The organism is Agrobacterium burrii (genome assembly GCF_017313405.1).
GTDB lineage: Bacteria > Pseudomonadota > Alphaproteobacteria > Rhizobiales > Rhizobiaceae > Agrobacterium > Agrobacterium burrii.
Map to the genome: position 1 here is coordinate 314,486 of NZ_JAFLNA010000004.1, position 17,769 is coordinate 332,254.

Annotated in this window: 18 protein-coding genes; 8 read left to right on the forward strand and 10 right to left on the reverse strand. The window is 59.6% G+C overall.

Features of this window, described 5'->3' with window-relative positions; genetic code table 11:
* Positions 1-96 precede the first annotated feature (96 nt).
* The 3 genes from JZX89_RS10455 (at position 97) to JZX89_RS10465 (ending at position 1,895) form a co-directional block, all read left to right on the forward strand.
* The gene (locus JZX89_RS10455) at positions 97-690 is read left to right on the forward strand and encodes a thermonuclease family protein (RefSeq protein ID WP_149897297.1); all 594 of its coding nucleotides are present in this window, start codon (positions 97-99) and stop codon (positions 688-690) included.
* Complete coding sequence (locus JZX89_RS10460; RefSeq protein ID WP_207134001.1) at positions 683-1,336, forward strand: uracil-DNA glycosylase family protein; 654 nt, start codon at positions 683-685, stop codon at positions 1,334-1,336. Before JZX89_RS10455 ends, JZX89_RS10460 begins: the two co-directional genes overlap by 8 nt.
* Positions 1,337-1,406: 70 nt before the next feature.
* Positions 1,407-1,895 (forward strand): Lrp/AsnC family transcriptional regulator, encoded by a 489-nt coding sequence (locus tag JZX89_RS10465; RefSeq protein ID WP_003507846.1) that lies wholly within the window; start codon positions 1,407-1,409, stop codon positions 1,893-1,895.
* An 8-nt stretch (positions 1,896-1,903) separates the two neighbouring features.
* On the opposite strand, the gene JZX89_RS10470 is transcribed toward JZX89_RS10465, so the two are convergent.
* The 6 genes from JZX89_RS10470 to JZX89_RS10495 all read right to left on the reverse strand — a co-directional run bounded on the left by JZX89_RS10470 (position 1,904) and on the right by JZX89_RS10495 (position 6,067).
* Positions 1,904-2,059 carry a hypothetical protein gene (locus JZX89_RS10470; RefSeq protein WP_207134002.1) on the reverse strand — a complete coding sequence of 52 codons (156 nt, stop codon included), beginning with the start codon at positions 2,057-2,059 and terminating at the stop codon, positions 1,904-1,906.
* Between the two features lie 147 nt (positions 2,060-2,206).
* Entirely contained in the window at positions 2,207-3,031 is an 825-nt protein-coding gene (locus tag JZX89_RS10475; protein ID WP_207134003.1) for a class I SAM-dependent methyltransferase, read from the reverse strand.
* 83 nt (positions 3,032-3,114) lie between these two features.
* Positions 3,115-3,381, reverse strand: coding sequence for an usg protein (locus JZX89_RS10480; RefSeq protein ID WP_142840668.1), 267 nt, complete (start codon positions 3,379-3,381; stop codon positions 3,115-3,117).
* 168 nt (positions 3,382-3,549) lie between these two features.
* Positions 3,550-4,380 carry an ABC transporter permease gene (locus JZX89_RS10485; protein ID WP_149897299.1) on the reverse strand — a complete coding sequence of 277 codons (831 nt, stop codon included), beginning with the start codon at positions 4,378-4,380 and terminating at the stop codon, positions 3,550-3,552.
* Positions 4,377-5,180 carry an ABC transporter permease gene (locus tag JZX89_RS10490; protein ID WP_153514079.1) on the reverse strand — a complete coding sequence of 268 codons (804 nt, stop codon included), beginning with the start codon at positions 5,178-5,180 and terminating at the stop codon, positions 4,377-4,379. Before JZX89_RS10490 ends, JZX89_RS10485 begins: the two co-directional genes overlap by 4 nt.
* Before the next feature lie 113 nt (positions 5,181-5,293).
* Positions 5,294-6,067 (reverse strand): ABC transporter substrate-binding protein, encoded by a 774-nt coding sequence (locus JZX89_RS10495; protein ID WP_149897301.1) that lies wholly within the window; start codon positions 6,065-6,067, stop codon positions 5,294-5,296.
* Between the two features lie 341 nt (positions 6,068-6,408).
* Here JZX89_RS10495 and JZX89_RS10500 point away from each other — a divergent pair, with 341 nt between their 5' ends.
* The gene (locus tag JZX89_RS10500) at positions 6,409-8,577 is read left to right on the forward strand and encodes an OmpA family protein (RefSeq protein ID WP_207134004.1); all 2,169 of its coding nucleotides are present in this window, start codon (positions 6,409-6,411) and stop codon (positions 8,575-8,577) included.
* A gap of 271 nt (positions 8,578-8,848) precedes the next feature.
* On the opposite strand, the gene JZX89_RS10505 is transcribed toward JZX89_RS10500, so the two are convergent.
* Both JZX89_RS10505 and JZX89_RS10510 read right to left on the reverse strand, forming a co-directional pair.
* Positions 8,849-9,772 carry a pseudouridine-5'-phosphate glycosidase gene (locus tag JZX89_RS10505; RefSeq protein ID WP_207134005.1) on the reverse strand — a complete coding sequence of 308 codons (924 nt, stop codon included), beginning with the start codon at positions 9,770-9,772 and terminating at the stop codon, positions 8,849-8,851.
* A 32-nt stretch (positions 9,773-9,804) separates the two neighbouring features.
* Positions 9,805-10,746 carry a carbohydrate kinase family protein gene (locus JZX89_RS10510; RefSeq protein WP_207134006.1) on the reverse strand — a complete coding sequence of 314 codons (942 nt, stop codon included), beginning with the start codon at positions 10,744-10,746 and terminating at the stop codon, positions 9,805-9,807.
* A gap of 246 nt (positions 10,747-10,992) precedes the next feature.
* Between JZX89_RS10510 and recA the strand changes: the two genes are divergently transcribed.
* From recA to JZX89_RS10525, 3 genes are all read left to right on the forward strand, one after another.
* Positions 10,993-12,084, forward strand: coding sequence for a recombinase RecA (recA, locus tag JZX89_RS10515; protein WP_207134007.1), 1,092 nt, complete (start codon positions 10,993-10,995; stop codon positions 12,082-12,084).
* A gap of 231 nt (positions 12,085-12,315) precedes the next feature.
* Positions 12,316-14,979: an alanine--tRNA ligase gene (alaS, locus tag JZX89_RS10520; RefSeq protein WP_207134008.1), complete on the forward strand. Its 2,664-nt coding sequence runs from the start codon at positions 12,316-12,318 to the stop codon at positions 14,977-14,979.
* A 109-nt stretch (positions 14,980-15,088) separates the two neighbouring features.
* On the forward strand, positions 15,089-15,472 hold the full coding sequence (locus tag JZX89_RS10525) for a VOC family protein (RefSeq protein ID WP_153514072.1): 384 nt from the start codon (positions 15,089-15,091) through the stop codon (positions 15,470-15,472).
* 73 nt (positions 15,473-15,545) lie between these two features.
* On the opposite strand, the gene JZX89_RS10530 is transcribed toward JZX89_RS10525, so the two are convergent.
* Both JZX89_RS10530 and JZX89_RS10535 read right to left on the reverse strand, forming a co-directional pair.
* Positions 15,546-16,172 carry a glutathione S-transferase family protein gene (locus JZX89_RS10530; RefSeq protein WP_149897309.1) on the reverse strand — a complete coding sequence of 209 codons (627 nt, stop codon included), beginning with the start codon at positions 16,170-16,172 and terminating at the stop codon, positions 15,546-15,548.
* Positions 16,173-16,508: 336 nt separating this feature from the next.
* A complete protein-coding gene (locus JZX89_RS10535; protein WP_207134009.1) occupies positions 16,509-17,045 on the reverse strand; it encodes an anthrone oxygenase family protein in 537 nt (178 codons plus the stop codon).
* A gap of 84 nt (positions 17,046-17,129) precedes the next feature.
* On the opposite strand from JZX89_RS10535, the gene JZX89_RS10540 reads away from it, so the two are divergent.
* Positions 17,130-17,765: a TetR/AcrR family transcriptional regulator gene (locus tag JZX89_RS10540; RefSeq protein WP_207134010.1), complete on the forward strand. Its 636-nt coding sequence runs from the start codon at positions 17,130-17,132 to the stop codon at positions 17,763-17,765.
* Positions 17,766-17,769 lie beyond the last annotated feature (4 nt).

Below are 17,769 nucleotides of genomic sequence, written 5' to 3' on the forward strand. Positions count from 1 at the left end.
AGGTGACATGAACCCTTGCAGGCTACGCTTAAAATCTTAAGAAGATGCTGCCGTGAAAGGATTTGTTTGCCATTTCTGACAAGGGTTTGTTGTTACATGGGACGAAACGGAGGCAGACGCAGGGGTTTTTCGGCGTTCCGCGACGGCGGGCTGTTTCTTGCTGCGGTTTTTCTCGGTATCCTGATTGCCGCCAAGCTCGATCAGATCAACAGCGAGACCTATGGCGGCCGTTTCTTCGTAATCGACGGCGATACGCTTGCAAAGGGTGAAGAACGGTTTCGTCTGCTGGGCATCGATGCGCCCGAATTGTCGCAGACATGCCGGCGCGGCACTGAAACCTGGCCCTGCGGGGAGGAGGCACGCCGTGTGCTGCAACGGCTGGTCGTGGCGCAGGATTTCTCCTGTTCCGGCAGTTCGCGGGACCGTTACGGGCGGCTGCTCGTCTATTGCGCCGCCGGCGGCAGGGATATTTCGGCGGACATGGTGTCGGCGGGTTTTGCCCTCGCTTCCGGTTATTTCCAGTTTTCCGGCGAACAGGCAGCAGCGCGCCGGGAGGCGCGGGGCATCTGGGCGGGCGAATTCGAAAAACCTTCGCAATGGCGGCGCGAGCACCGCGCAGCGGATATCGAGACACCGGCGGCCGGTTTCCTGACCGTCATCCGCCATCTTCTGGGATGGTCGCATGGCTGAGCTGGTCCAATCCATGCCAAGGTTTGATGATGGGCTGGATGAGTTGCGCGGCGAGATTGCCCGCTGTCGCATCTGTCGTGACGCACCTGTCAGGGGCATGACCGATTGCCTGCCGCATGAACCGCGGCCGGTGGTTGTCATGTCGAAGAAGGCCCGCATCCTGATTGCCGGGCAGGCGCCGGGGCTGCGTGTGCACGAGACGGGACTGCCCTTTAATGACGCTTCCGGCGACAGGCTTCGGCAATGGCTGAATGTCGACCGCGAGACCTTTTATGATCTCGACCGCTTCACCATCGTGCCCATGGGCTTCTGTTTTCCGGGTTATGACGACAAGGGCAGCGACCTGCCGCCGCGGCGCGAATGTGCGCCTGCATGGCGTGAGCGGGTGATGGCGGCGATGCCACAGGTGGAGCTGATCCTTGCTGTCGGCCAATATGCGCAGGCTTTTCATCTGGGCGAAAGGCGGCGCAGAACCATGACCGAAACCGTGCAGAACTGGCGCGGCTACCTGCATGCCAATTCCGGCCCCGGCATTTTACCGCTGCCGCACCCCAGCTGGCGCAATACCGGCTGGCTGAAAAAGAACCCGTGGTTCACGCAGGAGCTGCTTCCGGTTCTGCGACAACATGTGGAAATGCGGCTTTAGTGAAACAATTTTCTGTTTTTATGCGAAAATTAGTGTATTGAAAGGAAATTAATTCAGGAGGGTAGACGCATTGGATCGCCTAGACCGCAAGATTTTACGCATTCTGCAAGAGGATTCCACGCTGGCCGTCGCTGATCTGGCGAAAAAGGTCGGACTTTCCACGACGCCCTGTTGGCGGCGTATCCAGAAGATGGAGGAGGACGGCGTTATCCGCCGGCGCGTGGCGCTGCTCGATCCGGTCAAGGTCAACACCAAGGTCACGGTTTTCGTCTCCATCCGCACGGCCTCCCATTCGATCGAATGGCTGAAGCGCTTCTCCGAGGTGGTTTCCGAATTTCCGGAGGTCGTCGAATTTTACCGCATGAGCGGCGATGTCGATTATCTCCTGCGCGTCGTCGTTCCTGACATTGCGGCCTATGACGCCTTCTACAAGCGGATGATCGCCAAGATCGAAATTCGCGATGTGTCGTCGGCCTTTGCCATGGAGCAGATCAAATATACGACGGAACTGCCGCTTGATTACATGCTGCTGGATAATCCGAAATCCGGCGAGGAGTGACGCGCCGCTCATCCGGTTTTTGAGCAATGCCCTTTCCGGTTGCCGGGGAGGGCTTTTTTATTTGCCGCGACGGAAAGTTGAGTCTCTTCAATCGGCTGGGCGATCTTGATGAGATATTGATTCAGCAAAGCAGAGCCCGCCGCATTGGCACGAGCTGGCGCCACTTGTTTCTTCTCCCCGAGGGGGAGAAGTCCGCGGCAGCGGGATGAGGGGGCAAGCTCTCCGTATATCGCTGACGTTAACCCCTCATCCGACCCTTCGGGCCACCTTCTCCCCGGCGGGGAGAAGAAATATGCCGAAATGCCGAGTTATCAGCCCTTGAGCTTGGCAATCACCAGATGGCCCGGTGTCGGGTTGCCGTCCTGCATGCGGACATTGATGTCGGTGACTTCGAGGATATCGAAACCCGTCGCCGCCAGCCGTTCGCGGACATAGTCTTCCGCATGGGCGAAACGGTGGTGCGGGCCGACCATATAGGGACGTCCGGCCAAGGTCTCTTCGTCCAGGGTTTCCGACGAGAAGATCAGCAGGCCACCGGCATTGAGGTTTTCGGCGGCACCGAAAAACAGCGGTTCCAGCGCGCCGAGATAGGGCAGCACGTCGGTTGCGGTGATGATATCGAAGGGTTCGTCGTCATTATCCTCAAGGAAATCCTCGGCTTCGGCCACGTAAAGCGTCTCGTAGAGGTCCTTCTCATGGGCGATTTCGACCATGTTTTCGGAGATATCGATGCCGGTGATGTCCTCAGCCATGTCGCGCAACGCTTCGCCGGTGAGGCCGGTGCCGCAGCCGAGATCGAGCAGGCGCTTGAAGGGGCCGAGATTGAGCGTCTGCAAGCGCTGGCGCACCATCATCGGCACAGCATAACCGAGTTGTTCGACAAGAATATCCTCGAAGGCTTCGGCGTGCTGGTCGAACAGGGTTTCGACATAGGCGTCGGGCGCTTTTGACGGCTGTTCGCCCCGGCCCATGGCGGCGATGCGCACGGCGGCACCGCCGTGATCTTCCGGGTCGATGGCCAGAACTTCCTGGTAGGCTTTTACCGCCGCATCCACATCGCCGGCTTTTTCAAGCGCAAGCGCGCGGTTATAGGCTTCGGCAAGCGCTTCTTCGTCGATTTTCTGGTTCTTCGTCATCGTGCGGTATCCATAACGTCTTCAGTTGACGTTTGCTGTAAGCCGCAACGGTGGTTGGCGCAACGTTTATGTGGGAACAGTTTTCAGTGGATGATGAACTCCCCTTTCAGCGCGCGCCATTCCTGCGCCGAGATCACCTGTCGGTGCACGTAGCGGACGGAGTGTAGCGGTCCGTCGAGCTTTTCCTGCCAGAATTTGAGGAAACCGTGCATTTCGGGAAAATCCGGGGCGAGATCGTAGTCCTGCCAGACATAGGTCTGCAGAACCAGCGGATGGTCCGGCATGCGGTAGAATATCTGGGCGGTGGTGAGGCCGTAGCCTCTCAGCATCATTTCCATGTCCTTGTTCATGACGGCGGTTCCCGTTTCCATGATTGCCGATCACAGCGTTGCCGCTGTATCTGACATGGGAACACGACAGGGTTAATCCAACCTTGCCAAAGCCATGGGCTGTCACAAAATAGTTATATTTTTCAAAATGTTGGCAGCCTCAGTTGATGAGTGCTGCCAAGCTTCGGCCTAACGCTTGAGGTGGCGCGTCAGGCGGGCTTCCAGCCAGGCCCAGACATGTCTCAGCGTCTCGACGATCGTCAGGTAGAAGATCGCGGCCCAGAGATAGGCCTGATAGTCGAATGTGCGGGAAAAGGCGTAGCGGGTCTGTCCCATCAGGTCGAAGACCGTGACGATGGAGACGACTGCCGAACCCTTGATCATCAGGATGATCTCATTGCCATAGGGACGCAGCGCGACGATCAACGCCTGCGGCAGGATGACCTTGCGGAAGGTGATGAATTTCGAAATGCCGAGCGAGGCCGCGCCCTCATGCTGGCCGAGCGGCACGCTGCGGATTGCGCCGCGCAGGATTTCGGCCTGATAGGCGGCGGTGTTGAGGGTTAGCGACAGCAGGCCGCAATACCATGCCTCGCGGAAGAACCACCACAGACCGACCGCCTCCAGTTGCGGGCGGAAGCTGCCAAGGCCGTAATAGATCAGGAAAAGCTGTGCCAGAAGCGGTGTGCTGCGGAAGACGTAGACATAGGCATAGGCCAGTGCGCCGAGGATGCGGTTTTTCGACATGCGTGCGAAGGCGATCGGCACCGAAAGGATTGCGCCGAGAATGATCGAACTGCCGACCAGCGTGATGGTGGTGATGAGGCCGTCTATATAACGCGGCCCGTAGCGCTCGAACTTTGCCCAGTCCCATCCTTCGATCATGGCGAAGAGCAGCCCGGCGGCGAGTAGCAGCCAAAGCGTGATGACGGCGATGCCGACGATACGCGATATGTTGAGCGGTTTGTCTGCAATGGCCGGGGCAGGGCGCGGCGGGATGAGTTCCTGGATGTGGCTCACCGGCTTACCTCCGATTTGCGCGACCAGCGATCGATGAAACCGATCCCGATGGAAGAGAGAAGGGCCAGAATAAGGTAGAGCAGGCAGGCGATGCCGTAGAAGAAGAAGGCTTCCTTGCTGACGCGGGCGGCGATGCCGGTCTGGCGGACGATATCGGCAAGGCCGATGATCGAGACGTAGGAGGTGTCTTTCAGCAGGATGACCCAGAGATTGGTCATGCCGGGCAGGGCGATCCTGACCAGTTGCGGAATGATGATGAGCACCATGGTGCGGCCGCGAGACAGACCAAGGGCGTGGCCCGCCTCATATTGACCCTTGGGAATGGCCTTGAAGGCGGAAAGCAGCACTTCGGAGGCATAGGATGAAAACACCACTGATAGCGCGACCATGCCGGCCACGAAGGCGTTGATCTCGACCGGTCCGGTGATGCCGACGTAACCTGCCATCGATTGCAGCAGCATCTGAATGCCGTAATAGACGATGAAGAGTGTCAGCAGTTCCGGCAGGCCGCGGAAGATGGTTGTATATATGCCGGTCGCCAGCCGCAGCGACTTTTCCTCCGATTGCGCCGCAAGCGCGATGAGGAAGCCGATCAGCAGCCCGACGGGCAGGGTGGCAAGCGCCAGCGAGATCGTGACCTTGACGCCGAAAGCGATTTCATCGCCCCAGCCTGCGTCGCCGCACGCAACAAGGGTGCCGTTTCCGAGAAGCGAGAAGAGACCGACCGGACCGCAAAATGGGTCGAGAAGTGTCGAGACATAGGTCCAGAACGCACCTATGGCGGAAAATGCTCCGCTCATGCCAGTTTTCCCCCGCGGTCTTAAGCCGCCGTGATTGTTATAGTGACGTTTTCAAACAAAAATGGCGGAAGGGCAAGCCTTCCGCCACCAGATTTCAACAGACGTCGTGCCGGTTATTGGCCGTAAACGTCGAAATCGAAGTATTTCTTGTTGATTTCCTGATATTTGCCGTTGGCGCGAATACCGGCGATGGCGGCGGTGAATTTATCGGCGAGCGCCGTGTCACCCTTGCGCACGGCAACGCCTGCACCGTTGCCGTTGATCTCGACGTCAACCGGAAGCGGCGTCAGGATTTTGCAGCACTTGCCGGCGTCCGTCTTCAGCCATTCCGAAAGCACGACGATATCGTCGATGACGGCGTCGATGCGGCCATTGGCGATGTCGAGCTTATATTCGTCGGCGGTCGGATACATCTTCACATCGGCATCCGGAAAATGCTTTTCGGCATAGTTGGAGTGGGTGGTGGAACCCTGTGCGCCGAGCGACTTGCCCTTGAGATCGTCGACCGACTTGATCGGCGAATCCTTCGGCACGGCGATGGCCGGCGGGGTGTTGTAATATTTCTTGGAGAAGTCGACCTTCTCGAGACGCTCTGGCGTGATCGACATGGACGCGATGATGGCATCGAACTTCTTGGCCTGCAGGGCCGGAATGATGCCGTCCCAGTCATTGGTGACGAAGGTGCATTCGGCTTTCATCTCGACGCAGAGCGCCTTGGCGATGTCGATGTCGAAGCCGGTCAGCGTGCCGTCGGCTTCAAGATTATTGAAGGGCGGGTAGGCGCCTTCGGTGCCGATGACGATCTTGTCCTGCGCAAGGGCGGCACCTGAAAACAGCGAGATGGCGGCAATCGATACGGCTGCGAGCAGACGGGTGGAAATAGGCATTTCGATCCTCTCTTTTGGTCGTTCATCCGCAGTCTGTTGTTGTTTTCAGTGCGGACGCCTTGAGCGCAGGGCACGGCGGGATGTTTTTTGTTTCCCGGGGCCTTCAGCGCTTGCGGCAATTATTCATCCGGTTGGTCAAAAAATGCAACTGCAATATTAGTCACCGCGATTGTGCCGCAGAGCTTTCACGAAAACGCCTTGATCTGTTCATTTCCGGTACACAAGGCTTTGGTCATCATGGGAACCGAAGTGTGTGGCAGGCGTTGTCCAGCGCCTGCATGCGCAGCCGGGACGTCGCGATAGCGCGCGCCGATAAGACAAGGCAAATGAGGAAGCACCGAATGCTGAAGAAGAACACATTGCTGACGGGGGTGGTTTTCCCCCTCATGTCGCTGGCAATCGCCGTGGAGCCGGCCTCCGCCGGTTTTGCCGGAGCCGCGCGGGCGCAGGCACAGATGCCCCAGACGCAGAGCTCGCTTATTCTGGCGCAGGCGCAACCGGAAGGGCAGGTCGCCGAAGAACAGAACCCGGAAGAACTTCTGCGCAAGCAGCGCCAGCAGGCCGAAGAGGCGCAGCCCAAACCTGAACCCAAGGCTGAAGCCCCCGCCGAGCCGCGTCCTGAGCCCAAAGCTGAGCCGAAGCCCGAGCCGGAGCCGAAACCCGAACCAGAGCCCAAGCGTGAACCGGAGCCGAAACGCGAAGCGCCTCCGGAGCCGAAGGCCGAGGCTCGCCCGGAACCCGCACCTGCGGAGCAGAAGGCAGAAGAACCTGCACGTCGCGCCCAGGAGCCACAGCCGGAAGGCGAACCGAAACCCGCCCGCAAACGCCCCGAGCCGGCGCCTGACGCAGCCCCTGCCGAGCAGGCACCGAAGGAACGTCCGCGCAAGCCGGAGCGTGCCAAGGAGCCAGCGGCCGAAGAGCCCGCCAAGCGTCCTGAATCAGCCGAGCCAGCGGCGAAGCCGCCGGTAGAAGCGCCTGCGCCGAAGGCTGAGCCTGCCGAAAAGGCGGTTCCAGAGAAAAAACCGGCAGCGCCTGAACCCGCTGCCAAGGAAGCACCCGTTCCGACCGAAGCGCCGACACCGGCACGTCCGCCGGCACCGGAGGCGCAGCCCAATCCTGCTCCCGGTCAGCAGCCTTCTGAAAAGCCGCCGGTCGAAGGACAGGGCAAGACCGAGCCCGCAGCCCCGCTGCCCGGCACGCCTGCGCCTGTGCCAAACGGCGCGACCACCGGACAGGCACCTGCCGGCGAGCCCGTGCCCAATCAGGTTGCCATTCCGCAAACCGAAGCACCGCCGACGACGAAGCAGGAGTTGGACAAGGCCAAGGCGGTTGCCAAGGACCCGTCCAAGTCTGTCGACACTGTCATCCTGCCGGTGGACAAAGGGGCAGCCGTTCTCGACAGCGACAAGGAAGTGGAACGCTCCGGCAACAATCAGGCCCGCGAGCAACGCCGCCGCGAGCGCGAGCAGGCCGGTGACGTGAAGGTTCCGACCTCCGACGCCGAGGCGCAGCGCGCTGGTGCCGCCGAAGGCAAAACCCCACCGCCGCCCGTGAAAATGGAGGCCATCACCTCCCAGCAGGGCGAACGCATCGACCGCCGTCCGCAATATGAGCGGCCGGAGGGCGTGCGTGAATGGCAGCCGCGTGAGGGTCGTCCGCGTGACCGTGACAGTGATGCGCCGATCATCCTGCAATTCGGTGATCGTGTCGTGGTGCGTGGCGACGACAACCAGCGCTTCATCCGCGATGGCGGCGAGCCCTATTACGAGCGTCTGCCAGGCGGTCGCGTCCGCGAAACGGTGGAGCGCCGTGACGGTACGCAGGTGGTGACGATCCGCAACCGTTATGGCGACGTGATCCAGCGCTCGCGCATCGACGATCGCGGCCGCGAATATGTGCTGTTCTATGCGCCCGAGCTGATGGACGAACCCGACCGCGATTACGTCTATCGCGATCCGGGCCTCGACCTGCCGCCGATGCGCCTTCGCATCCCGGTTCGCGACTACATCATCGACACGTCCAGCGATCCGGACCGCGATTATTACCGCTTCCTCGAACAGCCGCCGGTCGAGCCGGTGGAGCGTGTCTATTCGCTGGACGAAGTGCGGTATTCGGCCCGTATCCGCGACAAGGTGCGCCGTATCGACCTCGATACGATCACCTTCGCCACGGGAAGCTCTGACATTCCGATGGCGCAGGCCCGCTCGCTGCGCAAGGTGGCGGATGCGATCAACAAGGCGCTGGAAAAGAACCCGGCGGAAACCTTCCTGATCGAAGGCCATACCGATGCTGTCGGTTCGGATGAAAGCAATCTCGTGCTTTCCGATGAACGCGCCGCCTCTGTCGCCAACGTCATGACCGATGTCTACGGCATTCCGCCGGAAAACCTCGCGACGCAAGGGTATGGTGAGCGTTACCTGAAGGTCCAGACGCTCGGCCCGGAACAGCAGAACCGCCGCGTCACCATCCGCCGTGTGACACCGCTGGTGAAGCCGGTCGCCCAGAACTGATTGGGTTCAGGTAGGAAAACGCAGGCCCGGAAGGCGCAAGCTTTCCGGGCTTTTTTATCGTCAATTCTCATGCTCGACGTCATCCTCGGGCTTGTCCCGAGGATCCAATCACGTCTCGTTTAGTCGAGATGTAGCAGATGCGCGGGACAGGCCCGAGCATGACGGAGGAGAGGTTTGTGAAGACCGCCCAAAACCTGAAAAGCCGGAAGTTGGCAGCTTTTTTAATGGGGCATCTCCACGAAGAAACTGAACGAGGAGAAGATGCATCTCCTCAGTTCAGCGCCACCGCAATCTCCGCAGCCAGCCGCGCATTGTTACGCACCAGCGCAATATTCGTCTCAAGGCTCCTGCCATCCGTCAACCGGAAGATATCGCCGAGCAGGTAGGGCGTAACCGCCTTGCCGCTGATGTCGTCGCGCTCGGCGTGGGAAATGGCGCGGTTGATGTAGATGTCCATCTCTTCGCGGGGAATTTCGTCTTCTTCCGGCACGGGGTTGGCGATCAGCATGCCGCCATCGATGCCGAGCTGTTCGCGGGTCGTCTGGAAATTGGCGATCGCCGCCGGGCTGTTGAGCGAAAGCGGGCTCGCCAGCCCGGAGGAACGCGACCAGAAGGCCGGGAATTCTTCTGAGCCGAATGTCACGACCGGCACGCCGTTGGTTTCCAGAACCTCCAGCGTCTTCGGGATGTCGAGAATGGCCTTGGCGCCGGCGCAGACGACGATGACGCCGGTCTTGGCAAGCTCGGTGAGGTCGGCCGAAATATCGAAGGTCTCTTCCGCACCCTTGTGCACACCGCCGATTCCGCCGGTGGCGAAAACGCGGATGCCGGCGCGGGCGGCGGCGATCATGGTCGCAGCCACCGTGGTGGCGCCGGTGCGGCGTTCGGCGATTGCGAAGGCGATATCGGCGCGGGAAACCTTCATGGCGTCGGTAGTCTGGGCCAGTGCTTCCAGCTGATCCTTTTCCAGACCAATATGCAGCGTGCCGTGAATGACGGCGATGGTGGCCGGAACCGCACCCTGATCGCGGATGATCTGCTCGACGCTTTCTGCCATTTCGATATTACCCGGATAGGGCATGCCGTGGGTGATGATGGTCGATTCCAGTGCGACGATCGGCGCGCCGCGCTGCTTGGCGGCGGCGACTTCTTGCGAATAAACGATGGGCAGGAGCGGGGAGATGGGGCGGGTCATTCTGTTTGTTCCAGGTTCTCTAATAAACGGGTTCATGCCAGCATTTCTGCCATGGGGACAAGCCCCAACATCGTCTCGACACTGTCTTTTGACAGGTCTTGGGCAGTGGCGAAAGGCGATTGCACGGTGATGGCCGCTGCCGCTGCGCCCACTCGCAGGGCTTGCGCGATGGTTTTACCATCGGTGATCGCCGCGAGATAACCCGACGCCATGGCGTCGCCGGCGCCGGTCACGTCTTTCACCTCGCGAATGAGGGGAGGGTTGAGGGTTGCGGTTTGCGTTTCGTTAAAAGCCACCACCTCGCTTGCACCGCGGGTAACGACGCCGCCGGCAAGCCCGGCCTGGCGCAAAATGTCGGGCCAGTCGCGGACATTTTCCGCCGTCTGTCCGGTCAGCGCGCGGGCCTCCGCCTCGTTCATGAAAAGAATGTCGATATCGGCAAGCGCACCTTTCAGCTTCACCGCCTTGGCGGGCGAAATGGCGATGGCTGCCAGCGGCTTTTCGCAGGCGCGGGCGATGAGGCCAAGTGCGGTCAGCGTGTCTTCCGGCAGATTGGCGTCGCAGAGCAGAAAGTCGCTCGCGGTAATCGCCTCGCGCACGGAGCGCACTTTCAGGCGGCGTGGGGTGAAGAGCCTGTAGAGGTCCATATCGGCAAGGGCGATGACCAGATTGCCGTCGCGCTCCAGAATGGCGGTGTAGCTCGGCGTGCGGCGGTCGAGGAAAATGAAGGGCGTGTCTTCGACGCCTGCCTGCCTCGCGGCCTCCGCCACCGCTTCACCGGTCACGTCGCCGCCGCGCGGCGCAATGATGCGGACGGCAAAACCGAGCCGGGAAAGATTGCGCGCCGCGTTGAAACCGCCGCCGCCGGCCTCTTCCATCCACGAGCCGGGATTGCTGGCGCCTGGTGCTGTTTCCGTCTCGATCATGCCACGCCTGTCGATATGCGCGCCGCCCAGAACGAGTATTTTCTTCACGCTTGCGTTTCCCTCTTGCATGGATCGAAAGGCCGCACGATTCGGCCGGATCCCGTATTCATCCACCTTTCCATCCGGTTTGCGGCGATTGGCCGGGTCGGAAAAAACAAAGGCAGAACAAACCACTTATCATTATTTGTTTTCAATATGCTGGCCGCGCCTTGCGAAATGAGAACAAATAGGGTACATACCATTTCAATACTGCTTCATTGCCTGCGTGGCTTCAATAACCTAAAGGTGTTTCGGATGGCACAAAATTCTTTGCGTCTCGTAGAGGATAAATCGGTGGACAAAAGCAAGGCACTGGAAGCGGCTCTCTCCCAGATCGAACGGTCGTTCGGCAAGGGATCGATCATGAAGCTCGGTTCCAATGAAAATGTGGTTGAGGTGGAGACCGTTTCGACGGGTTCGCTCAGCCTGGATATTGCGCTCGGTATCGGCGGTCTGCCGAAGGGGCGTATCGTTGAAATTTACGGCCCGGAAAGCTCCGGTAAAACGACGCTGGCGTTGCAGACGATTGCGGAGGCCCAGAAAAAGGGCGGTATCTGCGCTTTCGTGGATGCCGAACATGCGCTCGATCCGGTCTATGCACGTAAGCTCGGCGTGGATTTGCAGAGCCTCTTGATCTCGCAGCCGGATACCGGCGAACAGGCGCTGGAAATCACCGACACGCTGGTACGTTCAGGTGCGGTCGATGTTCTCGTCATCGATTCGGTGGCGGCGCTGACGCCGCGTGCCGAAATCGAAGGTGAGATGGGCGACAGCCTGCCGGGCCTTCAGGCCCGTCTGATGAGCCAGGCGCTGCGCAAGCTGACCGCTTCGATCTCCAAGTCGAAGTGCATGGTGATCTTCATCAACCAGATCCGCATGAAGATCGGCGTCATGTTCGGTTCGCCGGAAACGACGACGGGCGGCAACGCGCTGAAGTTCTACGCCTCGGTGCGCCTCGACATTCGCCGCATCGGTGCCGTCAAGGAACGCGAAGAGGTTGTCGGCAACCAGACACGCGTCAAGGTCGTCAAGAACAAGATGGCGCCGCCCTTCAAGCAGGTTGAATTCGACATCATGTATGGCGAAGGTGTTTCCAAGACCGGCGAGCTTGTCGATCTCGGCGTGAAGGCCGGTATCGTCGAGAAGTCCGGCGCATGGTTCTCCTATAACAGCCAGCGTCTGGGGCAGGGGCGTGAAAACGCCAAGTCCTTCCTGCGCGACAATCCGGATACGGCCAACGAGATCGAGCTGGCGCTGCGCCAGAATGCCGGTCTGATCGCCGACCGCTTCCTGCAGAATGGCGGCCCGGATGCCGGCGAAGGCGACGACGGCTCCGACGAGGGCTGATGTATTTCGCGAAAATCCTGATGTCGCCGTCCGGAGATGTCGCGAAACTGGTTTAGATCAAAAGGGCCGTGCGGATTTTTCTTCGCGCGGCCCTTTTTCCTTGCCTATATGTCTTGCTTCGCCTGCATGGCTGGACAGGGCAGGATGTGGACGATAAAAGCCATTAATTTTGCAATATAGTCATCCTTTGTGATGGCAATGATGGACTCCAGCTGTGAGCGGTGTGTGGGCATGAGCGGTGTAAATGAAATTCGGTCGACCTTCCTCGACTACTTCAAGAAGAACGGACACGAGATTGTGCCCTCCAGCCCGCTGGTGCCGCGCAACGATCCGACGCTTATGTTCACCAATGCCGGCATGGTGCAGTTCAAGAACGTCTTTACCGGTCTTGAAAGCCGTCCCTATTCCACCGCCGCTTCGGCGCAGAAATGCGTGCGCGCCGGCGGCAAGCATAATGATCTCGACAATGTCGGTTATACTGCCCGTCACCATACCTTCTTCGAAATGCTCGGCAATTTCTCCTTCGGCGATTATTTCAAGGAAGAGGCGATCACCCACGCCTGGAACCTGATCACGAAGGAATTCGGCATCGACCGCAATCGTTTGCTGGTCACGGTCTATCACACCGATGACGAGGCCTTTAATCTCTGGAAGAAGATCGCCGGCTTTTCCGACGACCGCATCATCCGCATTCCGACCAGCGACAATTTCTGGGCGATGGGCGATACCGGTCCCTGTGGCCCCTGTTCGGAAATCTTCTATGACCATGGCGATCATATCTGGGGTGGCCCGCCCGGTTCGCCGGAAGAGGATGGCGACCGGTTCATCGAAATCTGGAACCTTGTCTTCATGCAATATGAGCAGCTGACGAAGGAAGAGCGCATCGACCTGCCGCGTCCGTCGATCGACACTGGCATGGGTCTGGAGCGTATTTCGGCGCTGCTGCAGGGCAAACATGACAATTACGATACCGACCTGTTCCGGGCGCTGATAGCCGCTTCCGTCGAGGCGACCGGCGTTCCGGCCGAAGGCGAGAACCGCGCCAGCCACCGGGTCATCGCCGATCATCTGCGCTCGGCCGCCTTCCTGATTGCCGATGGCGTTCTGCCATCGAGCGAAGGTCGCGGTTATGTTCTGCGCCGCATCATGCGTCGCGCCATGCGCCATGCCGAGCTTCTGGGCTCGCGCGAGTCGCTGATCTACCGGCTGCTGCCGGCGCTGATCCAGCAGATGGGTCGCGCCTATCCCGAACTGGTTCGGGCCGAGGCGCTGATTTCCGAGACATTGAAACTTGAGGAAACCCGTTTCCGCAAGACGCTGGAACGCGGCCTGTCGCTGCTGTCCGACGCGACCTCGACCCTGCACAAGGGCGATATGCTGGACGGTGAAACGGCCTTCAAGCTCTACGATACCTACGGTTTTCCGCTGGATCTGACGCAGGACGCGCTGCGCGCCCGCGAAATCGGTGTGGATATTTCCGGTTTCACCGATGCCATGCAGCGCCAGAAGGCGGAAGCCCGCTCGCACTGGGCCGGCTCCGGCGACACGGCAACGGAAACCGTGTGGTTCGAGCTGAAGGAAAAGTTCGGCGCGACCGAATTCCTGGGATACGACACCGAAACCGCTGAAGGCGTCATTCAGGCGATCGTCAGGGATGGCAAGGCGGTCGATAGTGCTGCCGAGGGCGAGACGGTGCAGGTTATCGTCAACCAGACGCCATTTTATGGCGAATCTGGCGGTCAGATGGGCGATACCGGTGTCATCGTCGGCGAGAATGGCGCCATCGACGTTACCGGCACTCACAAAAAGGGCGAAGGCCTGTTCGTGCATTCAGGCACTGTTTCCAAGGGTGGATTGAAGGTCGATGAGGCCGTGCAGCTGACGGTCGATCATGATCGCCGTTCCCGTTTGCGTGCCAACCACTCCGCAACCCATCTGCTGCATGAAGCGCTGCGCGAAGTGCTCGGTACCCATGTGGCCCAGAAGGGCTCGCTGGTCGCGCCGGAGCGCCTGCGCTTCGACGTTTCGCATCCCAAGCCCATGTCGGCCGAGGAGCTGAAGGTCGTCGAGGATATGGCAAACGAGATCGTGCTGCAGAACTCGCCGGTCGTCACCCGCCTGATGAGCGTCGATGACGCCATTGCCGAGGGCGCCATGGCGCTGTTCGGTGAAAAATATGGCGACGAGGTTCGTGTGGTGTCGATGGGCACCGGCCTTCATGGCGCAAAAGCCAACCGTCCCTATTCCGTCGAACTCTGCGGTGGCACCCATGTGGCGGCAACCGGTCAGATCGGCCTTATCCGCATTCTCGGGGAAAGCGCCGTCGGTTCGGGCGTGCGCCGTCTGGAAGCCGTCACCGGTCAGGGCGCGCTTGCCTATCTGGCCGAGCAGGACGAGCGGGTGAAGGCTCTGGCTTCGTCGCTGAAGGTTCAGCCGGGCGAGGTGCTGTCGCGCGTCGAAGGCCTGCTTGATGAGCGCAAGAAGCTGGAGCGTGAGCTTGCCGATGCCCGCAAGAAGCTTGCCATGGGCGGCGGTTCCTCGGATGCCGGCGCTAACGATGTGCAGCAGGTCGCGGGCGTCAATTTCCTGGCGAAATCCCTTGCCGGCATCGATGCCAAGGACTTGAAGGGTCTTGCCGATGAGGCCAAGGCCACTCTCGGTTCTGGCGTCGTGCTGCTGATTGCGGTTTCCGAAGACGGCAAGGCAAGCGCTGTCGCCGCCGTGACCGAAGATCTGACGGCCCGCTTCAGTGCCGTCGATATTGTCCGCACCGCTTCCGCCGCACTTGGCGGCAAGGGCGGCGGCGGTCGCCCGGATATGGCGCAGGCCGGCGGCCCGGATGGTACCAAGGCGCAGGAGGCCATCGAAGCGGTGGCCGCGGCACTGGCGGCCTGATCCGGAAAGATTGAGGAAGGGCGGGGTTTCACCCCGCCTTTTTTAGTTCTGCGCTGAGGCTTGCGAGAGATGGCTTGGACCATCGAGCGCTGAAGACGGGGAGGAAGGCATGCGCTTTGTAAATCCCATCCCTTTCGTGCGCGATATAGACCGCTCCACGGCGTTTTATCGTGACCGGCTCGGCCTCCGAATATTGCGTGACTTCGGGAAGTTCGTTCTCTTTGAGGGCGGCTTCGCCATCCATGAAGGGCGGTCGCTTGAGGAGACGGTCTGGCAGACGCCATCAGAGGCGGAAGAGCCATATGGCAGGCGAAACCTGCTGCTGTATTTCGAGCATGCGGATGTCGAGGCGGCTTTTCGAAATATCGCGCCGTATGTCGAGCTTATCCATCCTCTCGAACCGCAGGCTTGGGGGCAGAGAGTATTCCGCTTTTATGATCCGGACGGTCATGCAATCGAGGTCGGAGAACCACTCGTTCAATCCGATGAATAGACCCGCCGCAAAGATCGACCCTATGGGCGATTTCGGACGGGCCACCGTCGTTCTTTGCAATACCGTAGGACGATTATCCCGTCGCCTGTAAATCCCTCGCCGCGTCTTCATCAAGCTGGGCAGCGCGCTTGAAGGCCGGACGTTCGGTGAGATGCGCCATGTAGTCGATGAAGGCCGGGCGTTTTTCGATCGTGCCGAAGTGTAGTCCCCAACCGATATGAGCACCGACATAAACATCGGCTGCGGTGAAGAGATCGCCGGCGATGAAACGGTTTTCACTGACGGCGCGCTCAAGCGTGTTCATCACATCCGCATAGCTGCCACAGCCCGCCATACGCAGTTTTTCCTTCGGCACTTCGAAACCCATCGCCTTCATGCTGGCCGCCATTTCCAGCGGGCCGGCGGCAAAAAACATCCAGCGGTAATAAAGCCCGCGCGCCTTCGGCGTCGGCGCAAGGTTCGCGCCCGGAAAGGCATCGGCGAGATAGGCGCAGATCGCAGCGGCCTCGGTGACGATGGTGTCGCCGTGTTTGATGGCCGGCACCTTGGCCATCGGGTTTATCAACCGGTAGGCGGGCGATTTCATCGAGGTTTCGAAACTCAATATTTCCGTTTTATACGGAACGCCCACTTCTTCGAGCATCCAGCGCGCGATGCGTCCGCGCGACATGGGATTGGTGTAGAAGATCAACTCACTCATAGTCCTGCCTCCCCAAGCAAAATCGCCGCAGCCTCATGGGGAAACCCTGTGGGTCCCTCACTGGCGCGGTGTGTTTTTATAATCCGCAGCATCATTCTCACGCTCCTTGAAGATCGTACTGACGCTGCGGTAAGTTTTGACCGCGCCGGGTAAGTTATCTTAAGTAGATGCTGTTTCAGCTTTGTCTTATTGTTGTGCTGGCCACGGCACGGTCCAGAATCGAAGTCTGCGCCTAGTGCAACGTCTAATCAAGATACTGTGAACAAAAAAAGAAAACCGGGCGTTGCGACCCGGTTTTCCAGTTTTTTCCACCTTTTTTGCCTGATGCAGTCCAGATCAGCCGGGCTTGTGTCTCGCCGTGTTTCTTGTTGCGGCAAAGAGCGCGACCGAAAAGGCGATCGTGGTGAGCAAGGTGCGGATGATATTGGAGAGCGCCCAGCGGTTGCGCAGTTCCTGCCAATCCTGCGGTATCTCGGTGGAAACAGTCTTGAAAAACTCGTTGATGGGGACGTTGACCATTCGGGTCTGGATCACGACGACGGTGTAGATGATGAGAGCTACCACCCACAACAGCCTGTTGCTGCGGTCGATAAGTGCGGCACTTGAAAGCATGGCAAGCGGAAGAAAGAAGGCGATAAAGAACAGGCCGTTTCGAAGGCTGATATTGATGCCATTAAACGCCAGAATGAAAACATCGGCATCCAGCTGCTGGAATGCCATCATCACGGGATTGCTGAAGGCGAAGAAAAAGCCGGCCATGATGCCAAGGCTCAGCGGCGCAGCAATACGGGATGCAAAAATTGCCGGTTCTCTTGCCGAAGCCAGCGCGGAAAAGTGCTTTGTGGTTATCTGGTGCAGAAATGAGCTGGACATGAAAATCTCCATCTAATATCCGTACATATGCGTACGGATATTAATTCCGTACGCATATGTACGGATTTTGTCAAGCGAGCATCCATGCGTAGTGAGAGCAGGGAGTTGCGGCGGCGCGAGATCGTCGAACATGCCTTCACCATGCTGGCGCGGGATGGGTATGCCGTGTTTTCGATGCAGGCGCTGGCAAAGGTCAGCAAATCGTCGAAGGAAACGCTTTACGGCTGGTTTGGCGGCAAGGCCGGGCTTTACGAGGCCATGGTTGCCGAAAATGCTGCGGCACTGGTGTTGCCCTCTGCTGAGGCTTCCGATGGGGTGAATGAGCTATCCCGTTTCGGGGCTGATCTATTGGCAATGCTGCTCGGAGAGCGGGCCGTGTTGCTCAATCGGGTGGCGGCGGCGGAGGCCGGTGATGATGCGGCGCTTGGAGGGTTGCTGGCGGAAAAGGGCCGTGACCACGTCATGCCGAAGCTCGCGGCCTATTTTCAGGCATTGGAAAAACGCGGTGTCATATGCGCTGACATGTCGGAAGGGCCGGCCGAAATCTGGCTGTCGCTTCTGGTCGGAGATTTGCAGATCAGGCGCGCGACGGGCGCAATCGGTCTTCCAGCGCATGAGGAGATGAGGGCGCGCTCGGCCCATGCCGCGGCGCTGACGTTTCAGCTTTATGGGCAAAGAAAAAACCCGGCGCTGAGGCCGGGTTTTAATGTCACTGAGTGAAGAG

What these genes read in the sequence shown, in the direction of transcription:
- JZX89_RS10540 (WP_207134010.1), top strand. Translation starts at nt 17,130, where the DNA reads ATGCGTAGTGAGAGCAGGGAGTTGCGGCGGCGCGAGATCGTCGAACAT.
- alaS (WP_207134008.1), top strand. Translation starts at nt 12,316, where the DNA reads ATGAGCGGTGTAAATGAAATTCGGTCGACCTTCCTCGACTACTTCAAG.
- JZX89_RS10460 (WP_207134001.1), top strand. Translation starts at nt 683, where the DNA reads ATGGCTGAGCTGGTCCAATCCATGCCAAGGTTTGATGATGGGCTGGAT.
- JZX89_RS10475 (WP_207134003.1), bottom strand. Translation starts at nt 3,031, where the DNA reads ATGACGAAGAACCAGAAAATCGACGAAGAAGCGCTTGCCGAAGCCTAT.
- recA (WP_207134007.1), top strand. Translation starts at nt 10,993, where the DNA reads ATGGCACAAAATTCTTTGCGTCTCGTAGAGGATAAATCGGTGGACAAA.
- JZX89_RS10500 (WP_207134004.1), top strand. Translation starts at nt 6,409, where the DNA reads ATGCTGAAGAAGAACACATTGCTGACGGGGGTGGTTTTCCCCCTCATG.
- JZX89_RS10495 (WP_149897301.1), bottom strand. Translation starts at nt 6,067, where the DNA reads ATGCCTATTTCCACCCGTCTGCTCGCAGCCGTATCGATTGCCGCCATC.
- JZX89_RS10490 (WP_153514079.1), bottom strand. Translation starts at nt 5,180, where the DNA reads ATGAGCGGAGCATTTTCCGCCATAGGTGCGTTCTGGACCTATGTCTCG.
- JZX89_RS10530 (WP_149897309.1), bottom strand. Translation starts at nt 16,172, where the DNA reads ATGAGTGAGTTGATCTTCTACACCAATCCCATGTCGCGCGGACGCATC.
- JZX89_RS10535 (WP_207134009.1), bottom strand. Translation starts at nt 17,045, where the DNA reads ATGTCCAGCTCATTTCTGCACCAGATAACCACAAAGCACTTTTCCGCG.
- JZX89_RS10455 (WP_149897297.1), top strand. Translation starts at nt 97, where the DNA reads ATGGGACGAAACGGAGGCAGACGCAGGGGTTTTTCGGCGTTCCGCGAC.
- JZX89_RS10525 (WP_153514072.1), top strand. Translation starts at nt 15,089, where the DNA reads ATGCGCTTTGTAAATCCCATCCCTTTCGTGCGCGATATAGACCGCTCC.
- JZX89_RS10505 (WP_207134005.1), bottom strand. Translation starts at nt 9,772, where the DNA reads ATGACCCGCCCCATCTCCCCGCTCCTGCCCATCGTTTATTCGCAAGAA.
- JZX89_RS10480 (WP_142840668.1), bottom strand. Translation starts at nt 3,381, where the DNA reads ATGAACAAGGACATGGAAATGATGCTGAGAGGCTACGGCCTCACCACC.